Source organism: Pseudomonas sp. BP01 (genome assembly GCF_022760795.1).
In the GTDB taxonomy this organism is placed as follows: domain Bacteria; phylum Pseudomonadota; class Gammaproteobacteria; order Pseudomonadales; family Pseudomonadaceae; genus Aquipseudomonas; species Aquipseudomonas putida_Q.
This window is the reverse complement of sequence record NZ_JAFBKA010000042.1, coordinates 1-20720: the sequence shown is the minus strand read 5'-3', so window position 1 is coordinate 20720 and position 20720 is coordinate 1. Positions and strand designations below refer to the sequence as shown.

Below are 20720 nucleotides of genomic sequence, written 5' to 3'. Positions count from 1 at the left end.
CGGGACTTACTCCTTGGCCGTCAGCTTCACAACACGGTTGCTGCGGTCCACAGGGCGTATTTCCTGGCCCTCACGCAGTACATGGCCACCGGCGGCGACCACCCAGTCGCCGGGGGCAAGGCCCTCGAGCACTGGCACGCTGTCGCTGCCGTACGCCCCCAGGCGCACCACGGCCCGCTCGAGGCGGCTGTCCTTGTTGACCCGCCACACATAGGCCTGGCCGTTTTCCGCAGTAACCGCTGACAGCGGCACTGCCAACGGGATCAGCCCCTCGTGAGCGATGAACACCCGGGCACTCTGGCCCAGTTCCGCCGGCGTGGCAGTCGAGGTAAAGGCGATGCGCGCAGCGAAGGTGCGCGAGCGTGGGTCGGCGGCTGGCGACAGTTCGCGGATGCGCCCCTGGAAGCGCTCTTGCGGGTGCGACCAAAGCTCCACGCTCACCGGTTGGCCCACCGCAAAGCGGGCAAACTGCTGCTCCGGCAGGCCGATCACCACTTCGCGCTCGCCATCGGCGGCCAGGGTGAACACGGTTTGCCCGGCGGCAACCACCTGGCCCACTTCGACCTGACGCTTGGCAACCACCCCGGCCTGCGGCGCGCGCAGCACGGCATATTCGGCCTGGTTGCCAGCCACGTCGAACTCGGCCTTGGCCTGTTTCAGTCGGGCAAGGCCGGCGCGGTACAGATTTTCGGCGTTGTCGAACTGGGAATGGCTGACCATCTGCCGGTCCAGCAGCTTCTGGTAGCGGTCACGCTCGGCGCGCACCAGCGCCAGGTTGGCCTCGGCAGCCGCCATCTGGGCGCGGTTGGCTTCCAGTTGCAGGCGCACGTCCTGCGGGTCCAGCTCAGCCAGCGGCTGGTCGGCCTTGACTCGCTGCCCCTCCTCCACCAGGCGCTTGGTGACCTTGCCACCGATGCGGAAGGCCAGGTCCGGCTCGAAGCGCGCACGTACTTCACCGGGGTAACTGTCGGCAGCGGCTTCGGCCGGCTGCGGCTGCACCACCAGCGCCGGGCGCGGCGCGGCAGGTGGGGTGGCTTCCTGACCGCAGGCCGTCAGTAACAACGCGGCAACGGCAGGCAAGGCGATGGACAAGGCATGGCGCAACATGATGAATCCTTTCGCGAGGGCACTTCGAATATTTGTACTGGAAAGTATATTAAATCAGGCCGTCGATGTCGGGAAGGGTTTGCGGTGGTTTTTCAGGGGTACGGCTGAAGTCTTTTGGCGCCTGAGAGATCGAGCGCCGCCCGCGCGGCGCATCGCGAGCTGCGCTCGCTCCTATGGCAGATTAGTGGGGTGCCAAGCAGTCCTGAGGCCAGTGCTGCGCGGGTGGTCATGAAGCAGTGATCGCAAGCGCAGCGCGTATATTGTGGGAGCGGGTTCACCCGCGAACACCGGCGAAGCCGGTGCCATGCACCGCGTCGTACTTTTCGCGGGTGAATCGGACCGCCGCACCGCCGCTCCCACAGGGATTTGCGTCGGTGTCGAGGACACCTGTGGTGTTCGGTTTGTCGGTGGGGGTGTCGACTCGATGCCATCGAGTATCGCCTCGATCACACCCTCTGCCATTTCAATCGCATGTAGGTTCGACCAGAACATGCCCCAGCCTTCTTCGCGCATGTAGTCCAGGGCTTTGTATCCGGTTTCGTAGGCGCTGCGCAGGTACAGGGCTACATGGACCAAAGCGTCTTCGGCGGAAATGTTCGGGTTGACGGTGAAGAGGGGATCATGGCCGGCATCGCAGCGGCCGAAGGGGCGGGTGGACGTGCGTGGAAGGGGTGGGTCGGGGACTATTTTCTTCATCATGGAAAATGCTCCTCAAGGCCGCCACCCATCGCTACCACGTGAATGGGTGGCGACTGTACGCGAGGTGGTAGACCCGGGCATTTTCCAATCCAGGCAGGCTCGAAAGCCTCCCACGCACAGCCGCCATAGGCTGCCATGGAAAAAGCGCAACCGGGCTACCACACCCGATCGCCAAGTTGTTCGGCGACGGATAGAGCCTAGAGACACTGGTTCCAACTGAACAGGTGATGGCAGAGGACGCGGGTCGTAGGATATTTCCGAAGTGCCTAACTGGACAGCCCCTTTGGCAAAAATCAGAAATATCTTCGGAGGACTTGGCTCTAACCTGTGGGAGCGGGCAAGTCGGTGCGCCGAACCGCCGCGAAGGGCCGCAAAGCGGCCCTGGCATTTCAGACCGGTTCGGCGATGCTGGCCGGCTTGGTTTTGCGGCTGAGGTCGCGATAACCCGCAGCCGGGTGGCTGGCCGGCAGCCGCGGGCCGTCGCCGAACAGCTTCTCGCGCAGGGTGCCGGCGCGGTATTCGGTCTTGTAGGCGCCGCGTTGCTGCAGCTCGGGAACCAGCAGCTCGACCACGTCGCGGAAGGTTTCGTGGGCCAGGGCATAGGTCAGGTTGAAGCCGTCGACATCGGTTTCTTCAACCCAGGCCTGCAGTTCGTCCGCCACGGTTTGCGCACTGCCAACGATCAGCGGGCCAAAGCCGCCGATGCCGACCCAATCGGCCAGCTCTTGCACGGTCCAACGCTTGTTCGGGTCGGCGGTGGAAAACGCTTCCACGGCCGACTGGATGGCATTGGTGTGGATATGCTCCAGCACCTGGTCAGGCTGGTATTCGCTAAAGTCGATGCCGGTCCAGCCGGAAATCAGCGCCAGGGCGCCTTCGTAGCTGGCGTAGCTTTTCAGCTCCTGCCATTTGGCCTGGGCCTTGGCGTCGGTTTCGTCGACGATCACCGTCTGCATGTTGAAGATCAGCACCTTGCGCGGGTCACGCCCGGCCTCGGCGGCGCGGCGGCGAATGTCGGCCACGGTCTTTTTCAGGATGACCTTGGACGGCGCGGCGACGAACACGCACTCGGCATGGCCGGCGGCAAAATGCTTGCCGCGGCTGGACGCCCCTGCCTGGTACAGCACGGGGGTGCGTTGCGGCGAAGGTTCGCACAGGTGAATACCTGGGACCTGGAAGTGCTTGCCGTGGTGGCGGATCTCGTGGACTTTGCGCGGGTCGGTGAACAGGCCGGTTTCGCGGTCGCGCACCACAGCACCGTCTTCCCAGCTGCCCTCGAACAACTTGTACAGCACCTCCAGGTACTCGTCGGCGTAGTCGTAGCGGGCATCATGGTCGCTCAACGCCTTCTGCCCCAGGTTGCGCGCACCGCTGTCCAGGTAGGACGTGACAATATTCCAGCCGATGCGGCCCTTGGTCAGGTGGTCCAGGGTCGACAGGCGGCGAGCGAACGGGTACGGGTGCTCGAACGTCAGCGAGGCGGTCAGGCCGAAACCGAGGTGTTCGGTGACCAGCGCCATGGGTGTGATCACTGCCAGTGGGTCGTTCACCGGCACCTGCGCCGCCTGGCGGATAGCCGCGTCGCCATTGCCACCCAGCACATCGTAGATACCGATCACGTCGGCAATGAAGATGCCGTCGAACTTGCCGCGCTCCAGCAGCTTGGCCAGGTCGGTCCAGTAGTCCAGGTCCTTGTACTGCCAGGCGCGGTCCTTGGGGTGCCGCCACAGGCCGGGTGACTGGTGGCCGACACAGTTCATCTCGAAGGCATTCAAACGAATTTCACGTGGCATGGGGATTCCTGTTCGATAGGCTCGGCACCTTTGTCAGGTGCCCTTGAAGCTTTATCAACACGATTCATGCCAACAGAATAATCGTTATAAATCAGCAATTTACTTAAAACATAAACAGCACTGATGCCTGAACGACGACATCACTGTCGATCAACTGTCCGCTGGCAGACAGCAGGCAAATGTGAGCTGGTTTTAGCCGGATCGCGCCTGACCCGTTAAGATGGGGATTCTTCAACCAGATGCAGACCACAATGCCCAATGACGCACCCATCGGCCCAGGCCGGCCAAAGGACCTGGTCAAGCGCGAGGCGATTCTCGAAGCGGCCAAGGCCCTGTTCCTCAGCCTTGGTTACGCCAACACCAGCATGGATGCGGTCGCTGCGGCGGCAGGTGTTTCAAAACTCACCGTGTACAGCCACTTCACCGACAAGCAGACCCTGTTCTGTTCGGCGGTCATGGCCACCTGTCAGATCCAGCTGCCTGACCTGCTGTTCGAGTACCCCGAGGGGGCACCGGTGGACGAGGTGCTGCTGACCATCGCCCGTGGCTTCCAGGCACTGATCAGCAGCGACGAAGCGGTCAAGCTCAGCCGCCTGATCATGGCCCAGGGCAGCCTGGACCCAAGCTTTGGCGAATATTTCTACGAAGCCGGGCCCAAGCGCGTGCTGGCAGGGATGGAAGCGCTGCTGCGCGGCGCGGATGAGCGTGGGCTGTTGCGCATCGACAACCCGCTGCGTGCGGCGGAGCACTTCTTCTGCCTGGTCAAGGGGGCACCGGATTACCGCTTGCTGCTGGGGTGCGCGGGGCCGCTAGAGGGCGACGAGGCCGAGGCGCATGTGCGCGAAGTGGTGGGGGTATTCTTGCGAGCGTACCAACCCTGAAAGCATCTTCTGGCATACGCGGTCACTTTGTAGGCGCGCGTATGCCATTGACCGCGCCCCCACCGGCGTACTACCTGACATTTTTGCCAGTATCCGACCAGGCATCCTCTTGACACACTCTCATGTCGCCCCCCCCACATGAGCGCACCACCATGTCCACGCAAACACTTAAACTCTTCTATAAGGGCAGCAAACTCTCGACAGTGCACTCAGGCAGTACTCATTATTCAGTTGTCAGCGCGAATAACCAGAACCTGTGCGAAACGAACAGCCAATCCACGCAAACACAGCTTTTGGCCACCGATGCCCAAGCGTCAACAGTTACCGCCCATGCAGGAAGCCAAACGGACATTGCCTACAGCCCTTATGGCGATGATAGTTTACCGGCCGCTCACCAGATACTGTCGCGCTTTACCGGGCAAACTTGTCTATCCTCAGCGATCGGTTACCTGCTGGGTAATGGCCATCGCCTGTACAACGCGGGATTGATGCGCTTTTACAGTGCGGACCGTTTATCACCGTTTGGCAAAGGCGGGCTCAATGCCTATGCCTACTGCGGTAATGATCCCATCAACCGAGCCGACCCGAGCGGCAGGAGTTTCATAAAACGGTTAACACGCAAATACTCATATGATTTACTGGCTCCCCGATTGAAATATGCGGATCCATCATTTTCAGCCAACGAATACAGGGCGTTGGGCAAGTCGCTTATAAAAAGAAACAACCGGACAGACAAGCTAATGAAAACCAAAGTATCCGGAATGTCCGCATGGGCACAAGGTGTCTTAGAAAACCGATACAAGTACAACAATGAGTACACAGAATATCTGCAGCTAACAGAAAATCCGCAAACCGGCCGTTTCACCTACCCGGAAGAGAATCTTAGAGAGATACAGCGCTCACAAGGAATTGTTATTCCTTCCTCAAACCAAGCCCCCAACACGCAGCCTCAGAGTCCGCGTGCCTCGCAAGAGTCCAGACAGATAGAAGCAGACTTAGACGGTCTACTGGCCAGACTCCTGTTAATACGGGAGGATTCAGCTACTGAGGCCCTGAATTCAGGTTTGAACTTTGACTTGGGCTTAGACTAGCCCGGTCACGGCTTTAAAGCCTTCTTCGGGTAAATGTCATACCGGCTCGACTTGCCCTCCAGGCTATGGCTGGGCTTGGGCCCGTCGATGATCGGCGCCTTGCGCGGGCGCTTCACCACCACCCGGTGGCTGGCCAGCGCCAGGGCGGCCTCGAGCAAGGCCGGAGCATCCAGGTCGTCGCCAACCAGAGGCCGGAACACGCGCATTTCCTTTTTCACCAGGGCGCTCTTGTCGCGGTGCGGGAACATTGGGTCGAGGTAGATTACCTGCGGCGCTTCGCCTTCCCAGGCGCGCATGCGCTCGATGGCGTTGCCGGTCAGCAGGCGCATGCGCCCGACAATAGGGCCCACCTCGTCATCCGACCGCGCCCGCGCAAGGCCATCCTCCAGCAGCGCGGCAATCAGCGGCTGGCGTTCGATCAGGGTCATCTGGCAACCCAGGCTGGCCAGCACGAATGCATCTTTGCCAAGGCCTGCCGTGGCATCCAGCACTTGTGGCCGCACCCCTTGGGCAATGCCCACGGCCTTGGCAATCATTTGCCCGTTGCCACCGCCAAACTGGCGCCGGTGCGCGGCCTGGCCTTCGACGAAGTCCACCCGCACCGGCCCAGGTGCCTGGGGCCCAAGCTGCTGGATCTGCAAGCCGTCAGCGCCTACCTGCACGGCGAAGCAGGCGCTCTCGTCCTGTAGCGGCAGGCTTAGGCGTTCAGCCCACACCTTGGCCTGCTCCGCATACTCAGCCGACATCGCCTCGACCCTGATACCCGTGCCTTGCTCTTCCATCGTCCACACCTAAAAAATCAAACCAAGCCTTAATGAATCAGCAGCCACGGCCGATACAGGCAATATCCCGCTATTCTGCCAGAGCACAACGCGCGCGACTGCCATGTCAGATACTCTTCCCATCGGCTTGACCTATTTGTCGCCTGTCGGCAACTACAGTCAGCACAATACCCAGGCACTCGGGGGCGTCAGCCACCTGTGGCAGGATTTTTTTGCCCGGGCCATGGCCGAGCAGCAGGAAGAGCCCGTAGACAGCGTCAGCCAGTCGTTCGTGCAGTACGACCAGGACAGCGGCGAACCCATCGGCGGCGCCCGTGCGCTGGCCCTGATCGACGCCCAGCGCGCCTGCCCGGTGCAGGACACCGAGGTAGCACCGCCCGAGCCGCTGTTCCTGCCCAAGGCAGAGCTTGAAGCCAACCTGCTGCCGCCTGCGCCTGAGCCGTTCAGTACCATGGAACTGATCGAACAGCAGCGCCAGCTCGACACCAGCAACAGCTGGATGCGCCCGGTGGTGATGAGCCAGGGCCATCCGATTGCCGAGCCCGGCCCGGGCCCTGCCCCGCGGTCGTTGTTCCTGCCAATTGCCGAGTTCGAGACCAACCTGCTGGACCCGGCACCCGAACCGTTCGACGACGCCACCCTGGCCAAACAGCAAAACGATCTGGAGTTCGACATCTACTGGGCGCGCCCGGTGGTGCTGAACAACGTGCGCGTTCACGCCTGAAGCTAACGGCAGATCTGCCAGCGGCCCATGTCCAGGTGAAAGTGATTGTGGTGCGCGGCGTTGTAATCCGGCCCCAGTACCGTGCTGAAGCTCTCGCAAGCCGCCTGCTGCACCTGCCGCAAGAATTCTGCCTTCTGCCCGCCCGCCTGCCAGTCACGCGCCAGCACGATGCGCCGGCCGTCCTGCAGGCGAAAGCCGCTGATGTCCAGCGCATTTGCCGTAGCGTGCTGGCTCAGGCGACCCTGCTTGCGGTGGTAGACATTGCGGCAGGCAAAACTGCCCAGGTGATCGACCTGAGTCACCGGTTGGCCCAGCACCCGCTGCGCCACCGGCTGCAAGCCATGGTTTTCGAACAGCGCGTAGGCCACCGCCAGCGGGCAACTGGCCAGGAAGCTGCTGCTTAGCCGCGCCTGGCCGCCCTCGATACGCCATACGTTCTGTAACGGGCAGTTGGCCGAAGCCGGGCTGTCGGCTTGCGCCCGGTAGCGCAGCTGACTGGTTTCCAGCGCCTGGCGGCACAGGGCCGGGTCATCGCGCAGGCGTGCAAGCTTGTACGGTGTCAGCAGATTGGGCGGCTGGCGCACATCCAGCGGCGCCCAGGGGTTCCACACGGCAGGCAGCCGCCAGCCGAAGTGCCAGGCCAGGCCGGCCAGCACCAAAAGGCCAGCCAGCAGCGCCAACACTCCCCGCATCAGCGGCGGAACAGGTCGTTGAGCTGGGCAAACGGCAGTGCCTGCTCACCGTAGCCGAACGTACCCTCGTTGCGAATTTCCAGCGCGGCACGGTGGAAGGCCCCCAGCGCAGCACGGGCCAGCGACGAGCCGACGCTGATGCGGCGCACGCCCAGGTCCTGCAACTGGTTCACGCTCAGCGGCACACCCGCCATGCCCATCAGTACATTCACCGGCCGCGGGGCGACCGCCTGTACCACCGCACGGACTTCTTCGACGGTGCGCAGCCCGGGGGCATACAGCACATCGGCGCCGGCCTCGGCATAGGCTTGCAGGCGCAGGATGGTGTCGTCGAGGTCCATGCGGCCATGCAGCAGGTTTTCTGCCCGGGCGCACAGGGTGAAAGGGAATGGCAGGCTACGCGCAGCCTGCACGGCGGCGCGTACGCGCTCCACGGCCAGCCCCAGGTCATAGATGGGCGCATCACTGCGGCCACTGGCATCTTCGATGGAGCCACCTACCAGGCCGATTTCGGCTGCACGCAAGATGGTCTGGGCACAATCTTCAGGCATGTCGCCGAAGCCGTTCTCAAGGTCCGCGGCCACTGGCAACGCAGTGGCATCGACGATCTCGCCGGCATTGTCCAGGGTATCGTCCAGGCTCAAGGCGCCTTCGGCGTCTGGCCGGCCCAGGCTGAACGCCAGGCCGGCACTGGTGGTGGCCAGCGCCTCGAAACCCAGGCTGGCGAGTAGCTTGGCGGAGCCTGCATCCCACGGGTTGGGGATGACGAACGCACCTTCGCGCTCGTGTAAAGCCTTGAAGGCTTCGGCTCGCAGGGTTTGCACATCCATGGTTCAACCTCCGGCAGTCAGGGAAAGGTCAGAGTAAGCCCAGTTGTTCGACCTCGGGCGCACGCGGCAATTCCGGCAAAGGTGCAAGACCTGGCAGGCGCGCCATCAGGCGTTGATGGAAACGCTGCGCCAACGCCGCAGCCAGGCGATTGTCCGAGGTGTGCAGGAATATGTAGGGGTTGCGGCCTTCTTCGATCCACTCGGCGACTTTCTCTACCCAGGGGCTGAGGAAGGAGTGATTGGCCTCCAGCTCCGGGTGGCCGATGAAGCGCACCTGTGGGTGCTGGCTGAAGGCCGCGGGGCGCGGTGGCACCTTGGGCTTCTTGGATTGCGCGTGCAGCACGGCAGGGTCGCGCGAGGCGCAGCTGAACAACGCACGCGGGTCCAGGCAGATGCGCTCCACGCCGCGTTCGTGCAGCAGGCGGTTGAGCAGGCGTTCTTCTTCACCCTTGGCGAAGAAGGCCTGGTTGCGCACTTCCACGGCCACCGGCAGGCCGATTTCGTCGAGGAAGTGGCAAAGCTCGCCCAGGCGTGCCGGGCCGAACTGGGCCGGCAACTGCAGCCAGTACGGCGAAACGCGCTTGCCCAGCGGGGCCATCAGCCGCGTGAAGTCGAAGGCAGGCTCCAGTTGATCACGCAGGTCACCTTCGTGGCTGATGTCCCGGGGAAACTTGGCGGTGAAGCGGAAGTGCTCGGGCATCACCTGTGCCCAACGGGCAATAGTGCCGGGGGCGGGGCGTGCGTAGAAAGTGGTGTTGCCCTCAACGGCGTTGAACACCTGGCTGTAGAGGCCAAGCATTTCATTGCTGTTAGCGTCGGCGGGATAGAGGTAGTCGCGCCAGGCGTTTTCGCTCCAGGACGGGCAACCGAGAAAATAAGGCAGTGGTGATGGACTCATCCACTAAATGTACAGGTCGAGCCCCAGTACTTCCATGTCCCAGTCGGTGAAACCGGCGGTGCTCAGGTAGCTGGCCAGTGCAGTGGCGGTGCGCCGGTCACGGGCGCGGGGGAAGACCATGTCTTGCTGGCGGGCTGGCAGGCCACCGCTGCGGCGGCGGGCGGTGGCATCCACGGGGGCGCCCTGGCTGTCATCTATCAGCTCGGCATCATCGATGGCCTCGTCACGCGCCGGTGCCTTGCGCGGGGTGCGCTTGACCGGGTAGGACTGCGATGAGAAACCGTCGATACGCATGGCATGAGCACTCAGGATCAATGATGGCAATTTAGCAGCATCAGGGTTCCGTCGCTAATGCTTGACTGATAACTGGACCACAGATCGCGCAAATGGTTTTAGAGTGATCGGCGATAACCGACGAACAGCACTCAGTACTTCTTGGGCGTGGCTACATTATCGCGCAGATATACCGGTTGCGCCTGCTCGGCAACGATTGCCTCATCACGAGCCCAGGCGAAGGTAGCCAGGCTGAGAATGTCCAGCGCATTGGGCAAGGCGCCAGGGTTGCTGGCCGCCACCTTTACCGCCAGGCGCTCGGCATAGCCCCATCCGGTACCGGCACCGAACCACTCGCCATTGCTGCCTGCCGGCAGCGCTACCTGCTCGGGCGGCAACACCGCTTCGCGCCCGACCAGGCGCATTTCGCCGGCCGTGGCCTGGTAGCAGCCCCAGTACACTTCATCCATGCGCGCATCGATGGCAGCCGCCACCTGCTGCACGCCCTGCTCGCGCAAGGCACCCTGGGCCAGCGCGGCCAGGTTGGACACCGGCAGCACCGGGCGCTCCAGCGCGAAGGCCAGGCCCTGGACCACACCAATGGCAATGCGCACGCCGGTGAAGGCGCCCGGGCCACGGCCAAAGGCGATGGCATCCAGTGCATTCAGCGCAACGCCGGATTCGGCCAGCAGCTGCTTGATCATCGGCAGCAGCTTCTGCGCGTGCTGACGCGGGATCACCTCGTAATGGCTGGTTACCTTGCCGTCATGCAGCAGCGCGACGGAACAGGCTTCGGTGGCGGTATCCAGGGCCAGCAGGGTGGTCATCGAACGGGTATCCAGGTGCGAATGAAAAGAGCGGCAGTATAGAGCAGCGGCGGCGTTGTGTCCCGAGGGGGCGCTGTGTGGCCTTTACAGGTGGTCTGTACAACTTGACCTTGACGCGATCCCTGTAGGAGAGGCCTTGCGTCGCGATGGGGCGCGTAGCGGCCCCACGATTTCAGCTTCGCCGCAGAAATTGCCGGGGCCGCTTGGCGGCCCATCGCGACGCAAGGCCGCTCCTACAGGGGCCGCGCCAGGCCGTGGACTGCAGCCCTGAAACGACAACGGCCCGCTAGCGGGCCGTTGTCGGGGGCGTCAGGCGCTGATCAGCTCAGGGCTGCCAGGACCTTGGCAGTGATGGCGTCGACCGAACCGACACCTTCGATGTGGCTGTACTTCGGCTTGCCGGCATTGGCGGCCGACAGCTTCTGGTAGAACTCCACCAGCGGCTTGGTCTGGGTGTGGTAGACCGACAGGCGATGGCGAACGGTTTCTTCCTTGTCGTCGTCGCGCTGGATCAGGTCTTCGCCCGTCACGTCGTCCTTGCCTTCCACTTTCGGCGGGTTGTACTGAATGTGGTAGGTGCGGCCCGAGGCCAGGTGCACGCGGCGGCCCGCCATGCGGCCGACGATTTCTTCGTCGTCTACGGCGATTTCGACCACGGCGTCGATGTCGACACCAGCGGTGACCATGGCTTCGGCTTGCGGGATGGTGCGTGGGAAGCCGTCGAACAGGCAGCCACTGGCGCAATCAGGCTGGGCGATGCGCTCCTTGACCAGGCTGATGATCAGCTCGTCGGAGACCAGCTGGCCGGCATCCATGACTTTCTTCAGCTCCAGGCCCAGCGGGGTGCCGGCCTTGACGGCGGCACGCAGCATGTCACCGGTGGAGATCTGTGGAATACCGAACTTTTCGGTGATGAACTTTGCCTGAGTACCTTTACCGGCCCCGGGAGCTCCCAGCAGAATTACGCGCATCTTGTGCTCCTCAAATTTTTTTATGAAATTCAATGGATTCGGCAACCAGGGCCAAGTCCGGAAAATCGGGTATGACCATAAAACGGTCAGAAGGCTGCTCAAGATACACAGCGCCCGGCAGCCATACAAGCGTCCCAAAGTTGCAGGAAAGCGCCACTTGTGGCCGACCGGGCAGGTGGTTGCGCCCGGCGCAACCACCCTTCCCTTACCCGTGCATGGCCTGCACGCCACTCACACTGACTGGCCTGGGCCTCCCCTCAGCCGGTATTGCGCAGCCCGGCGGCAATACCCGCCACGGTCACCAGCAAGGCCTGCTCCAACGGGCTGTCCAGAGCGGCTTCGCGGCTGCGCGAGCGGGCCAGCAACTCGGCCTGCAGGCGGTGCAGCGGGTCCAGGTAGGTGTTGCGCAGGCTGATGAATTCCAGCGTCTCGGGGCTGTGCGCCAGTAGCACCGGCTGCCCGGTCAGGCCCAGCACCACCTGGCAAGACTGCGACAATAGGTCGCGCAGGTGCGCACCTAAAGGAAGCAGGTGCGGTTGCACCAGACGTTCGTCGTAGGCCTCGGCAATTTGTGCATCGGCCTTGGCCAGCACCATTTCCAGCATGTCGATGCGGGTGCGGAAGAACGGCCATTGCTCGCGCATCTGCGCCAGCAACTCACCCTGGCCGCGGGCCAGAGCATTGCTCAGCGCGGTTTCCCAGCCCAGCCAGGCCGGCAGCATCAGCCGGGTCTGGGTCCAGCCGAAGATCCATGGGATGGCCCGCAGGCTTTCGATCCCCCCTGCCCGGCGCTTGGCCGGGCGGCTGCCCAGCGGCAGGCGCCCCAGTTCCTGTTCTGGCGTCGACTGGCGGAAATACTCGACAAAATCGGGGTTGTCGCGCACTACGCTGCGGTACGCCTTGACGCCATCGGCAGCCAGCTGGTCCATCACCTCGCGCCAGGCCGGCTGCGGGGGCGGTGGTGGCAACAGCGTGGCTTCGAGCACAGCGGCCAGGTACAGGTTGAGGTTTTGCTCGGCAATAGCCGGCAAACCGAACTTGAAACGAATCATTTCGCCCTGCTCGGTGGTGCGGAAACGCCCCGCCACCGACCCCGGTGGTTGCGACAGGATCGCCGCGTGGGCCGGGCCACCACCGCGGCCTACCGTACCGCCCCGGCCGTGGAACAGCAGCAGTTCGACCTGATGCTCGGCACAGATGCGCACCAGGTTTTCCTGAGCCCGGTACTGCGCCCAGGCCGCCGCTGTGGTACCGGCGTCCTTGGCCGAGTCGGAATAGCCGATCATCACTTCCTGCGGGCCGCGCAGCCCGGCCCGGTAACCCGGCAGGCCGAGCAGGCGCTGCATTACCGGGCCGGCATTGTCCAGGTCGGCCAAGGTTTCGAACAGCGGTACCACACGCATGGGGCGGGTCAGCCCGGCTTCCTTGAGCAGCAACTGCACCGCCAGCACATCCGAAGCGGCACCAGCCATGGAAATCACGTAGGAGCCCAGCGAGGCAGCGGGCGCGGCGGCAACCTCCCGGCAGGTTGCCAGCACCTCGGCGGTATCTGCCTGCGGCCTGAAGTGCGCGGGCAACAGCGGCCGGCGGTTTTTCAGTTCGGCTTGAAGGAATTCGATGCGGCGGTCTTCATCCCAGTCGGCATAGCGGCCCAGGCCCAGGTAGTCGGTGATTTCGGTCAGCGCGTCACGGTGGCGGGCAGCGTCCTGGCGTACGTCCAGGCGGCCCAGGAAAAGGCCGAAAGTGACGGCGCGGCGCAGGGAGTCGAGCAACGGGCCTTCGGCGATAACGCCCATGCCGCATTCGTGCAGCGACTGGTAGCACAGCTCCAGCGGCGCAATCAGGTCGCGGTTATCCACCAGCACTTCGGCGCTGGCCGGTTGGCTGCTGGTCAAAGCGGTATGCGCCCAGGCACGCGTTGCCCGCAAGCGGTCGCGCAATTGCTTGAGCACGGCGCGGTAGGGTTCGGCACTGTCGCCCACCCGTTCGCGCAAAGCGGCGCTGGCCTGCTGCATGGACAACTCGGCGGCCAGTGCATCGATGTCGCGCAGGAACAGGTCGGCGGCCATCCAGCGCGCCAGCAACAGCACTTCGCGGGTGACCGCGGCAGTCACGTTGGGGTTGCCATCACGGTCCCCGCCCATCCACGAGGCAAAGCGGATCGGCGCGGCTTCCAGCGGCAGGCGCAGGCCGGTGGCTTCCAGCAGGGCCTGGTCGACCTTGCGCAGGTGGCTGGGGATCGCGTGCCACAGCGAATGCTCGATCACCGCGAAGCCCCACTTGGCTTCGTCTACCGGGGTCGGCCGGGTGCGGCGGATTTCTTCGGTGTGCCAGGCCTCGGCAATCAGCCGGCGCAGGCGTACACGTACTTGCTGGCGTTCGTCCGGGGTCAGGTCGCGGTGGTCCTGGGCAGCCAGCTGGCCGGCAATGGCGTCGTACTTCTGGATCAAGGTGCGACGAGCCACCTCGGTGGGGTGTGCGGTGAGCACCAGTTGGATGTCGAGCTTGGCCAGCTGCCGGGCCAGGGCATCGTTGCTGTGCCCGGCTTGCTTCAGGCGCGCCAGCAGCTCGGGCAATACCCGCGCTTCGAAAGGTTCGGGCTGGCCGACGTCGCGGCGGCGGATCAACTGGTACTGCTCGGCCATGTTGGCCAGGTTGAGGAACTGGTTGAAGGCCCTGGCCACGGGCAGCAAGTCTTCTTCGGCAAGGTCGGCCAGGGTGGACGTCAGTTGCTCGCCAGGGCCACGGCGGTCGGCCTTGGCACTGTGGCGGATGTCCTCGATTTTCTGCAAGAACGCATCGCCATGCTGCTGGCGAATGGTTTCGCCGAGCAGCTCACCCAACACATGGACATCTTCACGCAAACGCACATCGATATCGGTCATTGGCCCTCTCTTTGGCGCGGCTCTGGCGCACTCCTGTACACAGCTACCGAAGAGTGCCCCCAGCCGAGCGGCAATGGCAAGCCGTGTTCGGCCAAAGCAAACTAAAGTGAAAGCACAGCACTCCCATGCAATGCAGCCTTAACAGGCGTCAACAGAGGTCATCATGAAAATCCGTGAACTCGCCCAGCACTGGGAACAGAATGCCGCCGGTACCCTCAGCCGCACGGGCCATGTATTGCATCTGGATCTGGAGTCCGAGGCGCGCCTGGCCGCGCTGATCGACATGTACCCCAAGCGCACCGCCGAGGAACTGCTCGGCGAACTGGTGGCGGCCGCCCTCGAAGAGCTGGAAGCCAGCTTCCCCTATGTGCAGGGTCGCCAGGTCATCGCCACCGATGAAGAAGGCGACCCGCTGTATGAAGATGTCGGCTCTACGCCGCGCTTTCTCTCCCTCTCCAGACAACACCTGCACAGCCTGAGCACCACCAGCGACGACAGCGACAAATAACTGCCCGCCCCACCGTTCCGGGCCTCGCCAAGGCCCGGAATACCGCTCCAACCCGTGAAAGTTCCAGCCAGCACTCACTGACCAATCAGTCAGAAATAATTCCCCTCTTACCGCATTTTTTTCTGAACCATTCTGAAAACGGTCGAGTCGGAGCCAATAGCCATCACGCTAAAACCCTGCACACTGCCCTCGTGCACCGTTCAGCTGAAGCGCTCGGTTTTGTCAGGGATTAAGCGATGGACTGCTACGGACATCGTCGTTATCAGGAGTGATCCAATGGAGCTGACCACCATGAAGACCCGCACTAGCAAACTGTCATCTACTCACGTGCGCGGGTTCAAGCTGGCCGCGCTGGCCCTGGGCAGTAGCCTGGTCCTGGCCGGCTGTGCGGGCAACCCGCCCACCGAGCAGTATGCCGTTACCCAATCCGCCGTGAACTCTGCCGTCAGCGCGGGTGGCACCGAGTTCGCTGCCGTGGAAATGAAAGCGGCCCAGGACAAGTTCAAGCAAGCCGAAATCGCCATGCACGACAAGAAGTACGACGAGGCCAAGCGCCTGGCCCAACAGGCCGAGTGGGACGCACGCCTCGCCGAACGCAAGGCCCAGGCGGCCAAGGCCCAGAAGGCCGTGCAGGATGCCCGTCAGGGCGTTCAGGACGTACGTGAGGAAGGCCTGCGCAGCGCTCAGTGAGCCCTGCCCCGCCAACCTTAGCCTTCGCACTCGATCAAAGGATGAACACTATGCGCAAACACGTCATGATTCCCGCCCTGCTGGCCCTCAGCGTTGGTCTTGCTGCCTGCTCGCACGACCCTAACGCCAACCTGGAGTCGGCCCGCACCAACTTCTCCTCGCTGCAGAGCGACCCGCAATCGAGCAAGGTCGCAGCACTGGAGACCAAGGACGCCCAGGACTGGCTGAACAAGGCCGACAAGGCCTACATGGACCGTGAAGACGAGAAGAAGGTCGACCAACTGGCCTATCTGACCAACCAGCGCGTTGAAGTGGCCAAGCAGACCATTGCCCTGCGTACTGCCGAAGGTGAGTTGAAAAACGCCTCGGCCCAGCGCGCCCAGGCCAAGCTGGATGCCCGCGACGCGCAGATCGCCAAGCTGCAGGACAGCCTCAACGCCAAGCAGACCGACCGCGGTACGCTGGTGACCTTTGGCGATGTGCTGTTCGACTTCAACAAGGCTGAGCTCAAGAGCAACGCCTACCCGAACGTCACCAAGCTGGCCCAGTTCCTCCAGGAAAACCCGGAGCGTAAGGTGATTGTCGAGGGCTACACCGACAGCGTTGGCTCGGCCAACTATAACCAGACCCTGTCCGAGCGCCGCGCCAACAGCGTACGCATGGCACTGGTACGTGCCGGCGTCGATCCGGCGCGCATCGTTTCCCAGGGTTATGGCAAGGAATACCCGGTAGCGGACAACGGCAGCAACTCGGGCCGTGCGCAGAACCGTCGCGTGGAGGTGACCATCTCCAACGACAACCAGCCGGTGGCGCCCCGTTCGGTGAGCCAGGTTCAGCGGTAAGGCTGGCTAGCTGAAAAGAAAGCCCCGCGTTCGACGCGGGGCTTTTTTTTGCCTGTACCGGCCTCTTCGCGGCTAAAGCCGCTCCCACAGGTATTGCACCCACCCCGAAACTGAAGCGGTCCCTGTGGGAGCGGCTTTAGCCGCGAAAGGGCCGGAACAGGCGCTGAAAAGGCTGGCTCACTTCACCTGCTGCGGCGTCTCCTCGCCCATGCAGCGCACCGCACGCTTGCGGTTGTCCACCAGCACGCCGGTCAGGCCTTTCTGCCCGGTGTCGAACAACACCAGCACGCCATCGACGCACTGGGCCACTTGCGGCGCCGGGTCCAGCGAAACCTTGTAGTCCTCGCCAGGGATGGTCTTGAGCATGGTGAAGTCCTGCAGCAACAGGGCATCCTCGGGTTTGGCGAAATGCAGGTAACCGTAGTACCACAAGGCCCCCACCGTCACGATGATGCTGCCGACGCCGGTCAGGATCAGCGGGATGGCGTTGCGTTCTTCACTCATTGCTTGTTCTTCTCGTCAGGGAAATTGGGCACTTCGGCAAGCCGCCGCAGGCCGTTGAAATGGCTGGGGTCGTCGAGGAAACGCAGCATCACCTGGCGCCATGTGGGGTCGGCGAAGGTCTGCACGTGGCCTCCACGGGTCAGTTGCAGCACCCGCGGCGGTGGCGCGTGCTGGTACAAGCGAATGCCGTTGTCCATCGGCACCAGGTTGTCGTCAATGCTATGGAAAAACAGCTTGGGCGGGCTGCTCAGCTGCTCGATCGAACGGATTGCGCTGTCGCCGTCCGGCACCAGCCACGACAGCGGCACCTGCAACGGCCAGGTCATCCAAGAGGTGCTGAGGGCAAAGCGCCCGACTGACCGGTAACTGGCTGGCACGCCATCGAACACCAGCGCACTGAAGCGCTGGCGCTGCTCGGGGTGGGCCGCCAGGTAGTGAATGGCCATGGCCCCGCCAAGGCTCTGCCCCAGCAGCACCAGGGGCTTGCCCTTTACCTCGGGCGCCTGGTCCAGCCAGGCCATGGCGGCGGCGATGTCTTCGTACACCTCTGGCAGGCTCGGCGTCCCCTGCGACAGGCCATAGCCGCGGTAATCGATCATCAGCACCTGGTAGCCCTGCTCCGGCAGCCAGTAGCTGCCACCCAGGTGCCCCGGCAGGTTGCCACCGTTACCGTGCAAGTGCAGTACCGTACCCTTGACCTCGACGCCGGCCTTGGCCGGCAACCACCAGCCGTGCAGGCGCAAGCCGTCCGACGTGACAAGGGTGACATCGCGGTAGGCGAGCTTGGCCCGCTCGGGGGTGAACGCCTGACCAGGCTCCGGGTAGAACAGCAAGCTGCTGCAGCCACTCAGGCCCAACAGCAGCAAGCCAAGCGCCAGCAGGCGGCAGCGCTCAGAGAATGTTCGCGTAGTCGGCTTCAATACGGTCCAGGCTCAGGTGGTTGAGGAAGTTGGAGAAACACATCCAGGCCGACAGCGCGTTAAGGTCGCGAAACTGCTCGGGCAGGTACTTGGGCGGCTCGACCAGGCCCTCCTCGACCAGCTGGCGCAGGGTGCGCATGTCCTCGAGGGTGGTCTTGCCACAGAACAGCAGCGGGATCTGTTCGAGCTTGCCCTTCTTCACGGCCAACTGAATGTAGTTGTAAACCATGATGAAGCCTTTGAGGTAGGACAAGTCCTTGGTGAATGGCAGGCCATTGGGCACCGAGCCGCGGAATACCCGGCTGGCGTTGCTGTAGCTCTGCGCAACCTCGAAGCCTTGCCCACGGAAAAAATCGAACACCTGGAGGAAGTCGGCGCCCTCCTCGACCATGTGGATGGCGCGGGTGCGGTTGGTGAGCTTGCGCAGGCGGCTGGGGTAGGAGGCGAAGGCAATCACCTCCATGAGGATGGCCAGGCCTTCCTGGGTGACCGTGGACGAGGGCGGGCCCTTGGCCAGGAAGGTGCAGATCGGCTGGTTCAGGCCATTGAGCGTGGTGCCGACGTGCACCAGCCCTTCGTGCACCTCCAGGGCGCGGACATCGCGGGCGTTGAACATGGCATCGGCGCGCACCTTGATATAGTCGGCACCGGCAGCGGCATCGGCGACGATGCCGTCGGACTCGAATACGCGAATGGTTCCCTCGGCCTCGCCGAACACCGTGTTCAGCCGGCGCTGGAGGATCTCCACGGCCTCCTTGGCGGTAAGGTTCTTCGGCTCGTCCTTCAGGTCGCCACGGCCATCGATGTTGTTCAGGTAGTCCGACAGCATCAGGCCAAGGTCGGCCAGGGTCGGGTCACCGGCATGGAAGGCATCGGAGGCAGCGCCATACAGTTCCTGGGAGATCAGGCCGAAGTCCTCGGTACCGCGCGCTTCGAGCATCCGCACCACCATGCGGTATTCGCGGCACATGCGTTTCATGATCTGCCCGACCGGGTTGAACTGGCCCAACTGGCGGATGATGTCGCGCTCGATGCCCTGGAACTCGGCCTTGACCGCGCCGGAGTCGAACGCCAGCGGGCGCGACTGGTAATAGGCACGGTCGACGGCCGGCGGCTCCTTGCCCTTGGCCTTGAGGAAGCCCTGACGAATGTTTTCGTCCCATTTCACCGCGTCCAGCACCCGGATCGGGGTCTGCGCCGCAACGATGCGGTCGGACAGGGCACGGATGGTTTGCTGGTATTCGTCCACCGGGGACTCCTTATTGCAACAATGAGCCAAGCCTTGTGTTGCCTGTGCTGGCCTCTTCGCGGCTAAAGCCGCTCCCACAGGGACCGCACAGGTCTCAAGCCTGATGCAGTGCCTGTGGGAGCGGCTTTAGCCGCGAAGAGGCCGGAACAGGTAACTACTTGCCAGTACGCTGGAACCGCGCCACTTCGACGAACAGGTCGGAATTGGCCGGGTCGTCCAGGTAGGCCAGCACCCGCGCCGACGGGCTATCGATCAGCACGCCGTCGCCGTTGTCCTCCGGCACTTCGGTGCTGCGCCCGGTCAGTTCCTTCTTGTCCACCGCCTGCTGCACCTGCTCGACATCCAGGTTGTAGACCACCAGCTCCTTGCCATCGACGATGTCGAAACCACCGATCAGGAAGTTGCCCCCCAGGCGCTTGGGCACGCCAGCCGACAGGTACCAGCGGTTGCCGTGGCGCGAAACGGTGAACACGTATTCCTCAGGCGCCTTGCCCTTGGCCGTGGCCACCGCCTTGTAGGCATCGCCGCCGCTGCGGCTGATGGTCAGCTTCAACGGCTCGCCCCAGGCGTCCTTGCTGCTCCACTTGCCGAGCAGGGCCTTGGGGGCCGCCTGGTTGCTGGGCAAGGGCTCATGGAAGGTCACCAGACAACCGCCCAGCAGCAGGAATGACAGAGTCAACAACACCACACGCCAGGCTTTCATCAGGTTCTCCTTGAAAAATCGGTCTCGGCTCAAGCCGATGCCAGCACCAGCTGCAGGTATCGGGTAAGCATAGCGAGCATCTGCCCATCGGCTTGCGCGTTCGCATCCTTGAGCAGGCCCTGATATTCCATCTGCACGATAATCGCCGTCAACATCTGGGCGTCCTGTTCCGGTTGCCGCGACCCCACCACCTGCAGCAATTGCCGGGTGCCGTGCAGCAGGATCTGCTCGTGGGCACGCACCAGTTCAGCCAGGCGCGGGCACAGCAGCGCCTCCTGGCGGAAGGCCTGTTCGGCCATGAGGAAGTCGCGGCGGTTCAGCAGTTGCCGCTGAACATAGTCAGCAGTCATGCGCGCCACTTCGTCAGCCAGCCGCGCCCGTGCCTGCGGGCTGCCGTCGCCCTGGGCCAGCAACTGGCGCAACACCACTTCGGTGTTGGCCCACAGTTTGGCCATGTAGGCGGCACTGCGCTCGACATACTGGGCGAAGGTGTCGGTGAGCAGGTCCTCGATGTCCTTGAAGTAATAGGTGGTGGCCGACAACGGCACAGCGGCCTCGGCGGCTACCGCACGGTGGCGCACACCGCGTACACCATCGCGTACAACGATGCGCATGGCGGCGTCGAGGATCAGCTGGCGGCGCTGTTCGCTGCCTTGGCGGGCAGTCTTGCGGCCTTGGTATTGCACGCTTTCGGCGACGGCGGTAGCGATGCCGGCGGCGCCTTGATCAGGCATGGCGGGTGTCACGGGGATACCTCACGGTTCAAGTCATCTGCGGCCTGCACTGGCCTCATCGCCGGCAAGCCAGCTCCCACAGGCCCGCACAATAGTCAGGACCTGTGGGAGCTGGCT

Annotated in this window: 21 protein-coding genes and 1 pseudogene; 6 read left to right on the top strand and 16 right to left on the bottom strand. The window is 63.4% G+C overall.

Annotation, left to right across the window (positions count from 1 at the left end; translation table 11 throughout):
* Positions 1 to 6: 6 nt before the first annotated feature.
* The 3 genes and pseudogenes from JOY50_RS26095 to JOY50_RS26085 all read right to left on the bottom strand — a co-directional run bounded on the left by JOY50_RS26095 (position 7) and on the right by JOY50_RS26085 (position 3599).
* Positions 7 to 1107: an efflux RND transporter periplasmic adaptor subunit gene (locus JOY50_RS26095; protein ID WP_043202647.1), complete on the bottom strand. Its 1101-nt coding sequence runs from the start codon at positions 1105 to 1107 to the stop codon at positions 7 to 9.
* A gap of 387 nt (positions 1108 to 1494) precedes the next feature.
* Positions 1495 to 1806, bottom strand: a pseudogene (locus JOY50_RS26090) (hypothetical protein); the annotation flags it as partial.
* A 389-nt stretch (positions 1807 to 2195) separates the two neighbouring features.
* Positions 2196 to 3599: an LLM class flavin-dependent oxidoreductase gene (locus JOY50_RS26085; RefSeq protein WP_138737575.1), complete on the bottom strand. Its 1404-nt coding sequence runs from the start codon at positions 3597 to 3599 to the stop codon at positions 2196 to 2198.
* Between the two features lie 239 nt (positions 3600 to 3838).
* Between JOY50_RS26085 and JOY50_RS26080 the strand changes: the two genes are divergently transcribed.
* Positions 3839 to 4480, top strand: coding sequence for a TetR/AcrR family transcriptional regulator (locus JOY50_RS26080; RefSeq protein WP_132843703.1), 642 nt, complete (start codon positions 3839 to 3841; stop codon positions 4478 to 4480).
* A gap of 152 nt (positions 4481 to 4632) precedes the next feature.
* The gene (locus tag JOY50_RS26075; RefSeq protein ID WP_132843705.1) at positions 4633 to 5571 is read left to right on the top strand and encodes an RHS repeat-associated core domain-containing protein; all 939 of its coding nucleotides are present in this window, start codon (positions 4633 to 4635) and stop codon (positions 5569 to 5571) included.
* Between the two features lie 5 nt (positions 5572 to 5576).
* On the opposite strand, the gene JOY50_RS26070 is transcribed toward JOY50_RS26075, so the two are convergent.
* Positions 5577 to 6353, bottom strand: coding sequence for a class I SAM-dependent methyltransferase (locus tag JOY50_RS26070; RefSeq protein WP_132843707.1), 777 nt, complete (start codon positions 6351 to 6353; stop codon positions 5577 to 5579).
* Positions 6354 to 6456: 103 nt separating this feature from the next.
* Between JOY50_RS26070 and JOY50_RS26065 the strand changes: the two genes are divergently transcribed.
* A complete protein-coding gene (locus JOY50_RS26065) occupies positions 6457 to 7077 on the top strand; it encodes an energy transducer TonB (RefSeq protein WP_132843709.1) in 621 nt (206 codons plus the stop codon).
* A 2-nt stretch (positions 7078 to 7079) separates the two neighbouring features.
* Here the strand turns inward: JOY50_RS26065 and JOY50_RS26060 are convergent, their stop codons facing one another.
* From JOY50_RS26060 to ppc, 7 genes are all read right to left on the bottom strand, one after another.
* Positions 7080 to 7769, bottom strand: a complete 690-nt coding sequence (locus JOY50_RS26060) for an extensin family protein (protein WP_132843712.1) — start codon at positions 7767 to 7769, stop codon at positions 7080 to 7082.
* A complete protein-coding gene (locus tag JOY50_RS26055) occupies positions 7769 to 8599 on the bottom strand; it encodes an oxaloacetate decarboxylase (protein WP_016485183.1) in 831 nt (276 codons plus the stop codon). Before JOY50_RS26055 ends, JOY50_RS26060 begins: the two co-directional genes overlap by 1 nt.
* 28 nt (positions 8600 to 8627) lie before the next feature.
* Positions 8628 to 9497 carry a DUF72 domain-containing protein gene (locus JOY50_RS26050; protein ID WP_132843714.1) on the bottom strand — a complete coding sequence of 290 codons (870 nt, stop codon included), beginning with the start codon at positions 9495 to 9497 and terminating at the stop codon, positions 8628 to 8630.
* Positions 9498 to 9500: 3 nt separating this feature from the next.
* Positions 9501 to 9791, bottom strand: coding sequence for a hypothetical protein (locus JOY50_RS26045; protein ID WP_132843717.1), 291 nt, complete (start codon positions 9789 to 9791; stop codon positions 9501 to 9503).
* A 131-nt stretch (positions 9792 to 9922) separates the two neighbouring features.
* Positions 9923 to 10597 carry a tRNA (adenosine(37)-N6)-threonylcarbamoyltransferase complex dimerization subunit type 1 TsaB gene (tsaB, locus tag JOY50_RS26040; RefSeq protein ID WP_132843719.1) on the bottom strand — a complete coding sequence of 225 codons (675 nt, stop codon included), beginning with the start codon at positions 10595 to 10597 and terminating at the stop codon, positions 9923 to 9925.
* Positions 10598 to 10917: 320 nt separating this feature from the next.
* A complete protein-coding gene (gene adk / locus JOY50_RS26035) occupies positions 10918 to 11568 on the bottom strand; it encodes an adenylate kinase (RefSeq protein ID WP_132843722.1) in 651 nt (216 codons plus the stop codon).
* Between the two features lie 257 nt (positions 11569 to 11825).
* On the bottom strand, positions 11826 to 14453 hold the full coding sequence (gene ppc / locus JOY50_RS26030; RefSeq protein WP_132843725.1) for a phosphoenolpyruvate carboxylase: 2628 nt from the start codon (positions 14451 to 14453) through the stop codon (positions 11826 to 11828).
* A 163-nt stretch (positions 14454 to 14616) separates the two neighbouring features.
* On the opposite strand from ppc, the gene JOY50_RS26025 reads away from it, so the two are divergent.
* From JOY50_RS26025 to JOY50_RS26015, 3 genes are all read left to right on the top strand, one after another.
* Complete coding sequence (locus JOY50_RS26025; protein ID WP_132843728.1) at positions 14617 to 14961, top strand: pilin assembly protein; 345 nt, start codon at positions 14617 to 14619, stop codon at positions 14959 to 14961.
* 276 nt (positions 14962 to 15237) lie between these two features.
* A complete protein-coding gene (locus JOY50_RS26020) occupies positions 15238 to 15651 on the top strand; it encodes a DUF4398 domain-containing protein (protein ID WP_014592166.1) in 414 nt (137 codons plus the stop codon).
* Between the two features lie 50 nt (positions 15652 to 15701).
* Positions 15702 to 16493 carry an OmpA family protein gene (locus JOY50_RS26015; RefSeq protein WP_063426541.1) on the top strand — a complete coding sequence of 264 codons (792 nt, stop codon included), beginning with the start codon at positions 15702 to 15704 and terminating at the stop codon, positions 16491 to 16493.
* Between the two features lie 177 nt (positions 16494 to 16670).
* Here the strand turns inward: JOY50_RS26015 and JOY50_RS26010 are convergent, their stop codons facing one another.
* From JOY50_RS26010 to JOY50_RS25990, 5 genes are all read right to left on the bottom strand, one after another.
* A complete protein-coding gene (locus tag JOY50_RS26010) occupies positions 16671 to 16997 on the bottom strand; it encodes a hypothetical protein (RefSeq protein ID WP_019472391.1) in 327 nt (108 codons plus the stop codon).
* Positions 16994 to 17917: an alpha/beta hydrolase gene (locus tag JOY50_RS26005; protein ID WP_132843730.1), complete on the bottom strand. Its 924-nt coding sequence runs from the start codon at positions 17915 to 17917 to the stop codon at positions 16994 to 16996. Before JOY50_RS26005 ends, JOY50_RS26010 begins: the two co-directional genes overlap by 4 nt.
* Positions 17889 to 19166 (bottom strand): flavohemoglobin expression-modulating QEGLA motif protein, encoded by a 1278-nt coding sequence (locus JOY50_RS26000; RefSeq protein WP_132843733.1) that lies wholly within the window; start codon positions 19164 to 19166, stop codon positions 17889 to 17891. Before JOY50_RS26000 ends, JOY50_RS26005 begins: the two co-directional genes overlap by 29 nt.
* Before the next feature lie 154 nt (positions 19167 to 19320).
* The gene (locus tag JOY50_RS25995) at positions 19321 to 19869 is read right to left on the bottom strand and encodes a hypothetical protein (RefSeq protein ID WP_132843736.1); all 549 of its coding nucleotides are present in this window, start codon (positions 19867 to 19869) and stop codon (positions 19321 to 19323) included.
* Between the two features lie 29 nt (positions 19870 to 19898).
* Complete coding sequence (locus tag JOY50_RS25990; protein ID WP_019473756.1) at positions 19899 to 20603, bottom strand: TetR/AcrR family transcriptional regulator; 705 nt, start codon at positions 20601 to 20603, stop codon at positions 19899 to 19901.
* Positions 20604 to 20720: the final 117 nt, after the last annotated feature.

Bases quoted from the DNA above. Each gene is read 5' to 3' on its own strand.
- JOY50_RS26095 (WP_043202647.1), bottom strand. From the start codon at position 1,107: ATGTTGCGCCATGCCTTGTCCATCGCCTTGCCTGCCGTTGCCGCGTTG.
- JOY50_RS26085 (WP_138737575.1), bottom strand. From the start codon at position 3,599: ATGCCACGTGAAATTCGTTTGAATGCCTTCGAGATGAACTGTGTCGGC.
- JOY50_RS26080 (WP_132843703.1), top strand. From the start codon at position 3,839: ATGCAGACCACAATGCCCAATGACGCACCCATCGGCCCAGGCCGGCCA.
- JOY50_RS26075 (WP_132843705.1), top strand. From the start codon at position 4,633: ATGTCCACGCAAACACTTAAACTCTTCTATAAGGGCAGCAAACTCTCG.
- JOY50_RS26070 (WP_132843707.1), bottom strand. From the start codon at position 6,353: ATGGAAGAGCAAGGCACGGGTATCAGGGTCGAGGCGATGTCGGCTGAG.
- JOY50_RS26065 (WP_132843709.1), top strand. From the start codon at position 6,457: ATGTCAGATACTCTTCCCATCGGCTTGACCTATTTGTCGCCTGTCGGC.
- JOY50_RS26060 (WP_132843712.1), bottom strand. From the start codon at position 7,769: ATGCGGGGAGTGTTGGCGCTGCTGGCTGGCCTTTTGGTGCTGGCCGGC.
- JOY50_RS26055 (WP_016485183.1), bottom strand. From the start codon at position 8,599: ATGGATGTGCAAACCCTGCGAGCCGAAGCCTTCAAGGCTTTACACGAG.
- JOY50_RS26050 (WP_132843714.1), bottom strand. From the start codon at position 9,497: ATGAGTCCATCACCACTGCCTTATTTTCTCGGTTGCCCGTCCTGGAGC.
- JOY50_RS26045 (WP_132843717.1), bottom strand. From the start codon at position 9,791: ATGCGTATCGACGGTTTCTCATCGCAGTCCTACCCGGTCAAGCGCACC.
- tsaB (WP_132843719.1), bottom strand. From the start codon at position 10,597: ATGACCACCCTGCTGGCCCTGGATACCGCCACCGAAGCCTGTTCCGTC.
- adk (WP_132843722.1), bottom strand. From the start codon at position 11,568: ATGCGCGTAATTCTGCTGGGAGCTCCCGGGGCCGGTAAAGGTACTCAG.
- ppc (WP_132843725.1), bottom strand. From the start codon at position 14,453: ATGACCGATATCGATGTGCGTTTGCGTGAAGATGTCCATGTGTTGGGT.
- JOY50_RS26025 (WP_132843728.1), top strand. From the start codon at position 14,617: ATGAAAATCCGTGAACTCGCCCAGCACTGGGAACAGAATGCCGCCGGT.
- JOY50_RS26020 (WP_014592166.1), top strand. From the start codon at position 15,238: ATGGAGCTGACCACCATGAAGACCCGCACTAGCAAACTGTCATCTACT.
- JOY50_RS26015 (WP_063426541.1), top strand. From the start codon at position 15,702: ATGCGCAAACACGTCATGATTCCCGCCCTGCTGGCCCTCAGCGTTGGT.
- JOY50_RS26010 (WP_019472391.1), bottom strand. From the start codon at position 16,997: ATGAGTGAAGAACGCAACGCCATCCCGCTGATCCTGACCGGCGTCGGC.
- JOY50_RS25995 (WP_132843736.1), bottom strand. From the start codon at position 19,869: ATGAAAGCCTGGCGTGTGGTGTTGTTGACTCTGTCATTCCTGCTGCTG.
- JOY50_RS25990 (WP_019473756.1), bottom strand. From the start codon at position 20,603: ATGCCTGATCAAGGCGCCGCCGGCATCGCTACCGCCGTCGCCGAAAGC.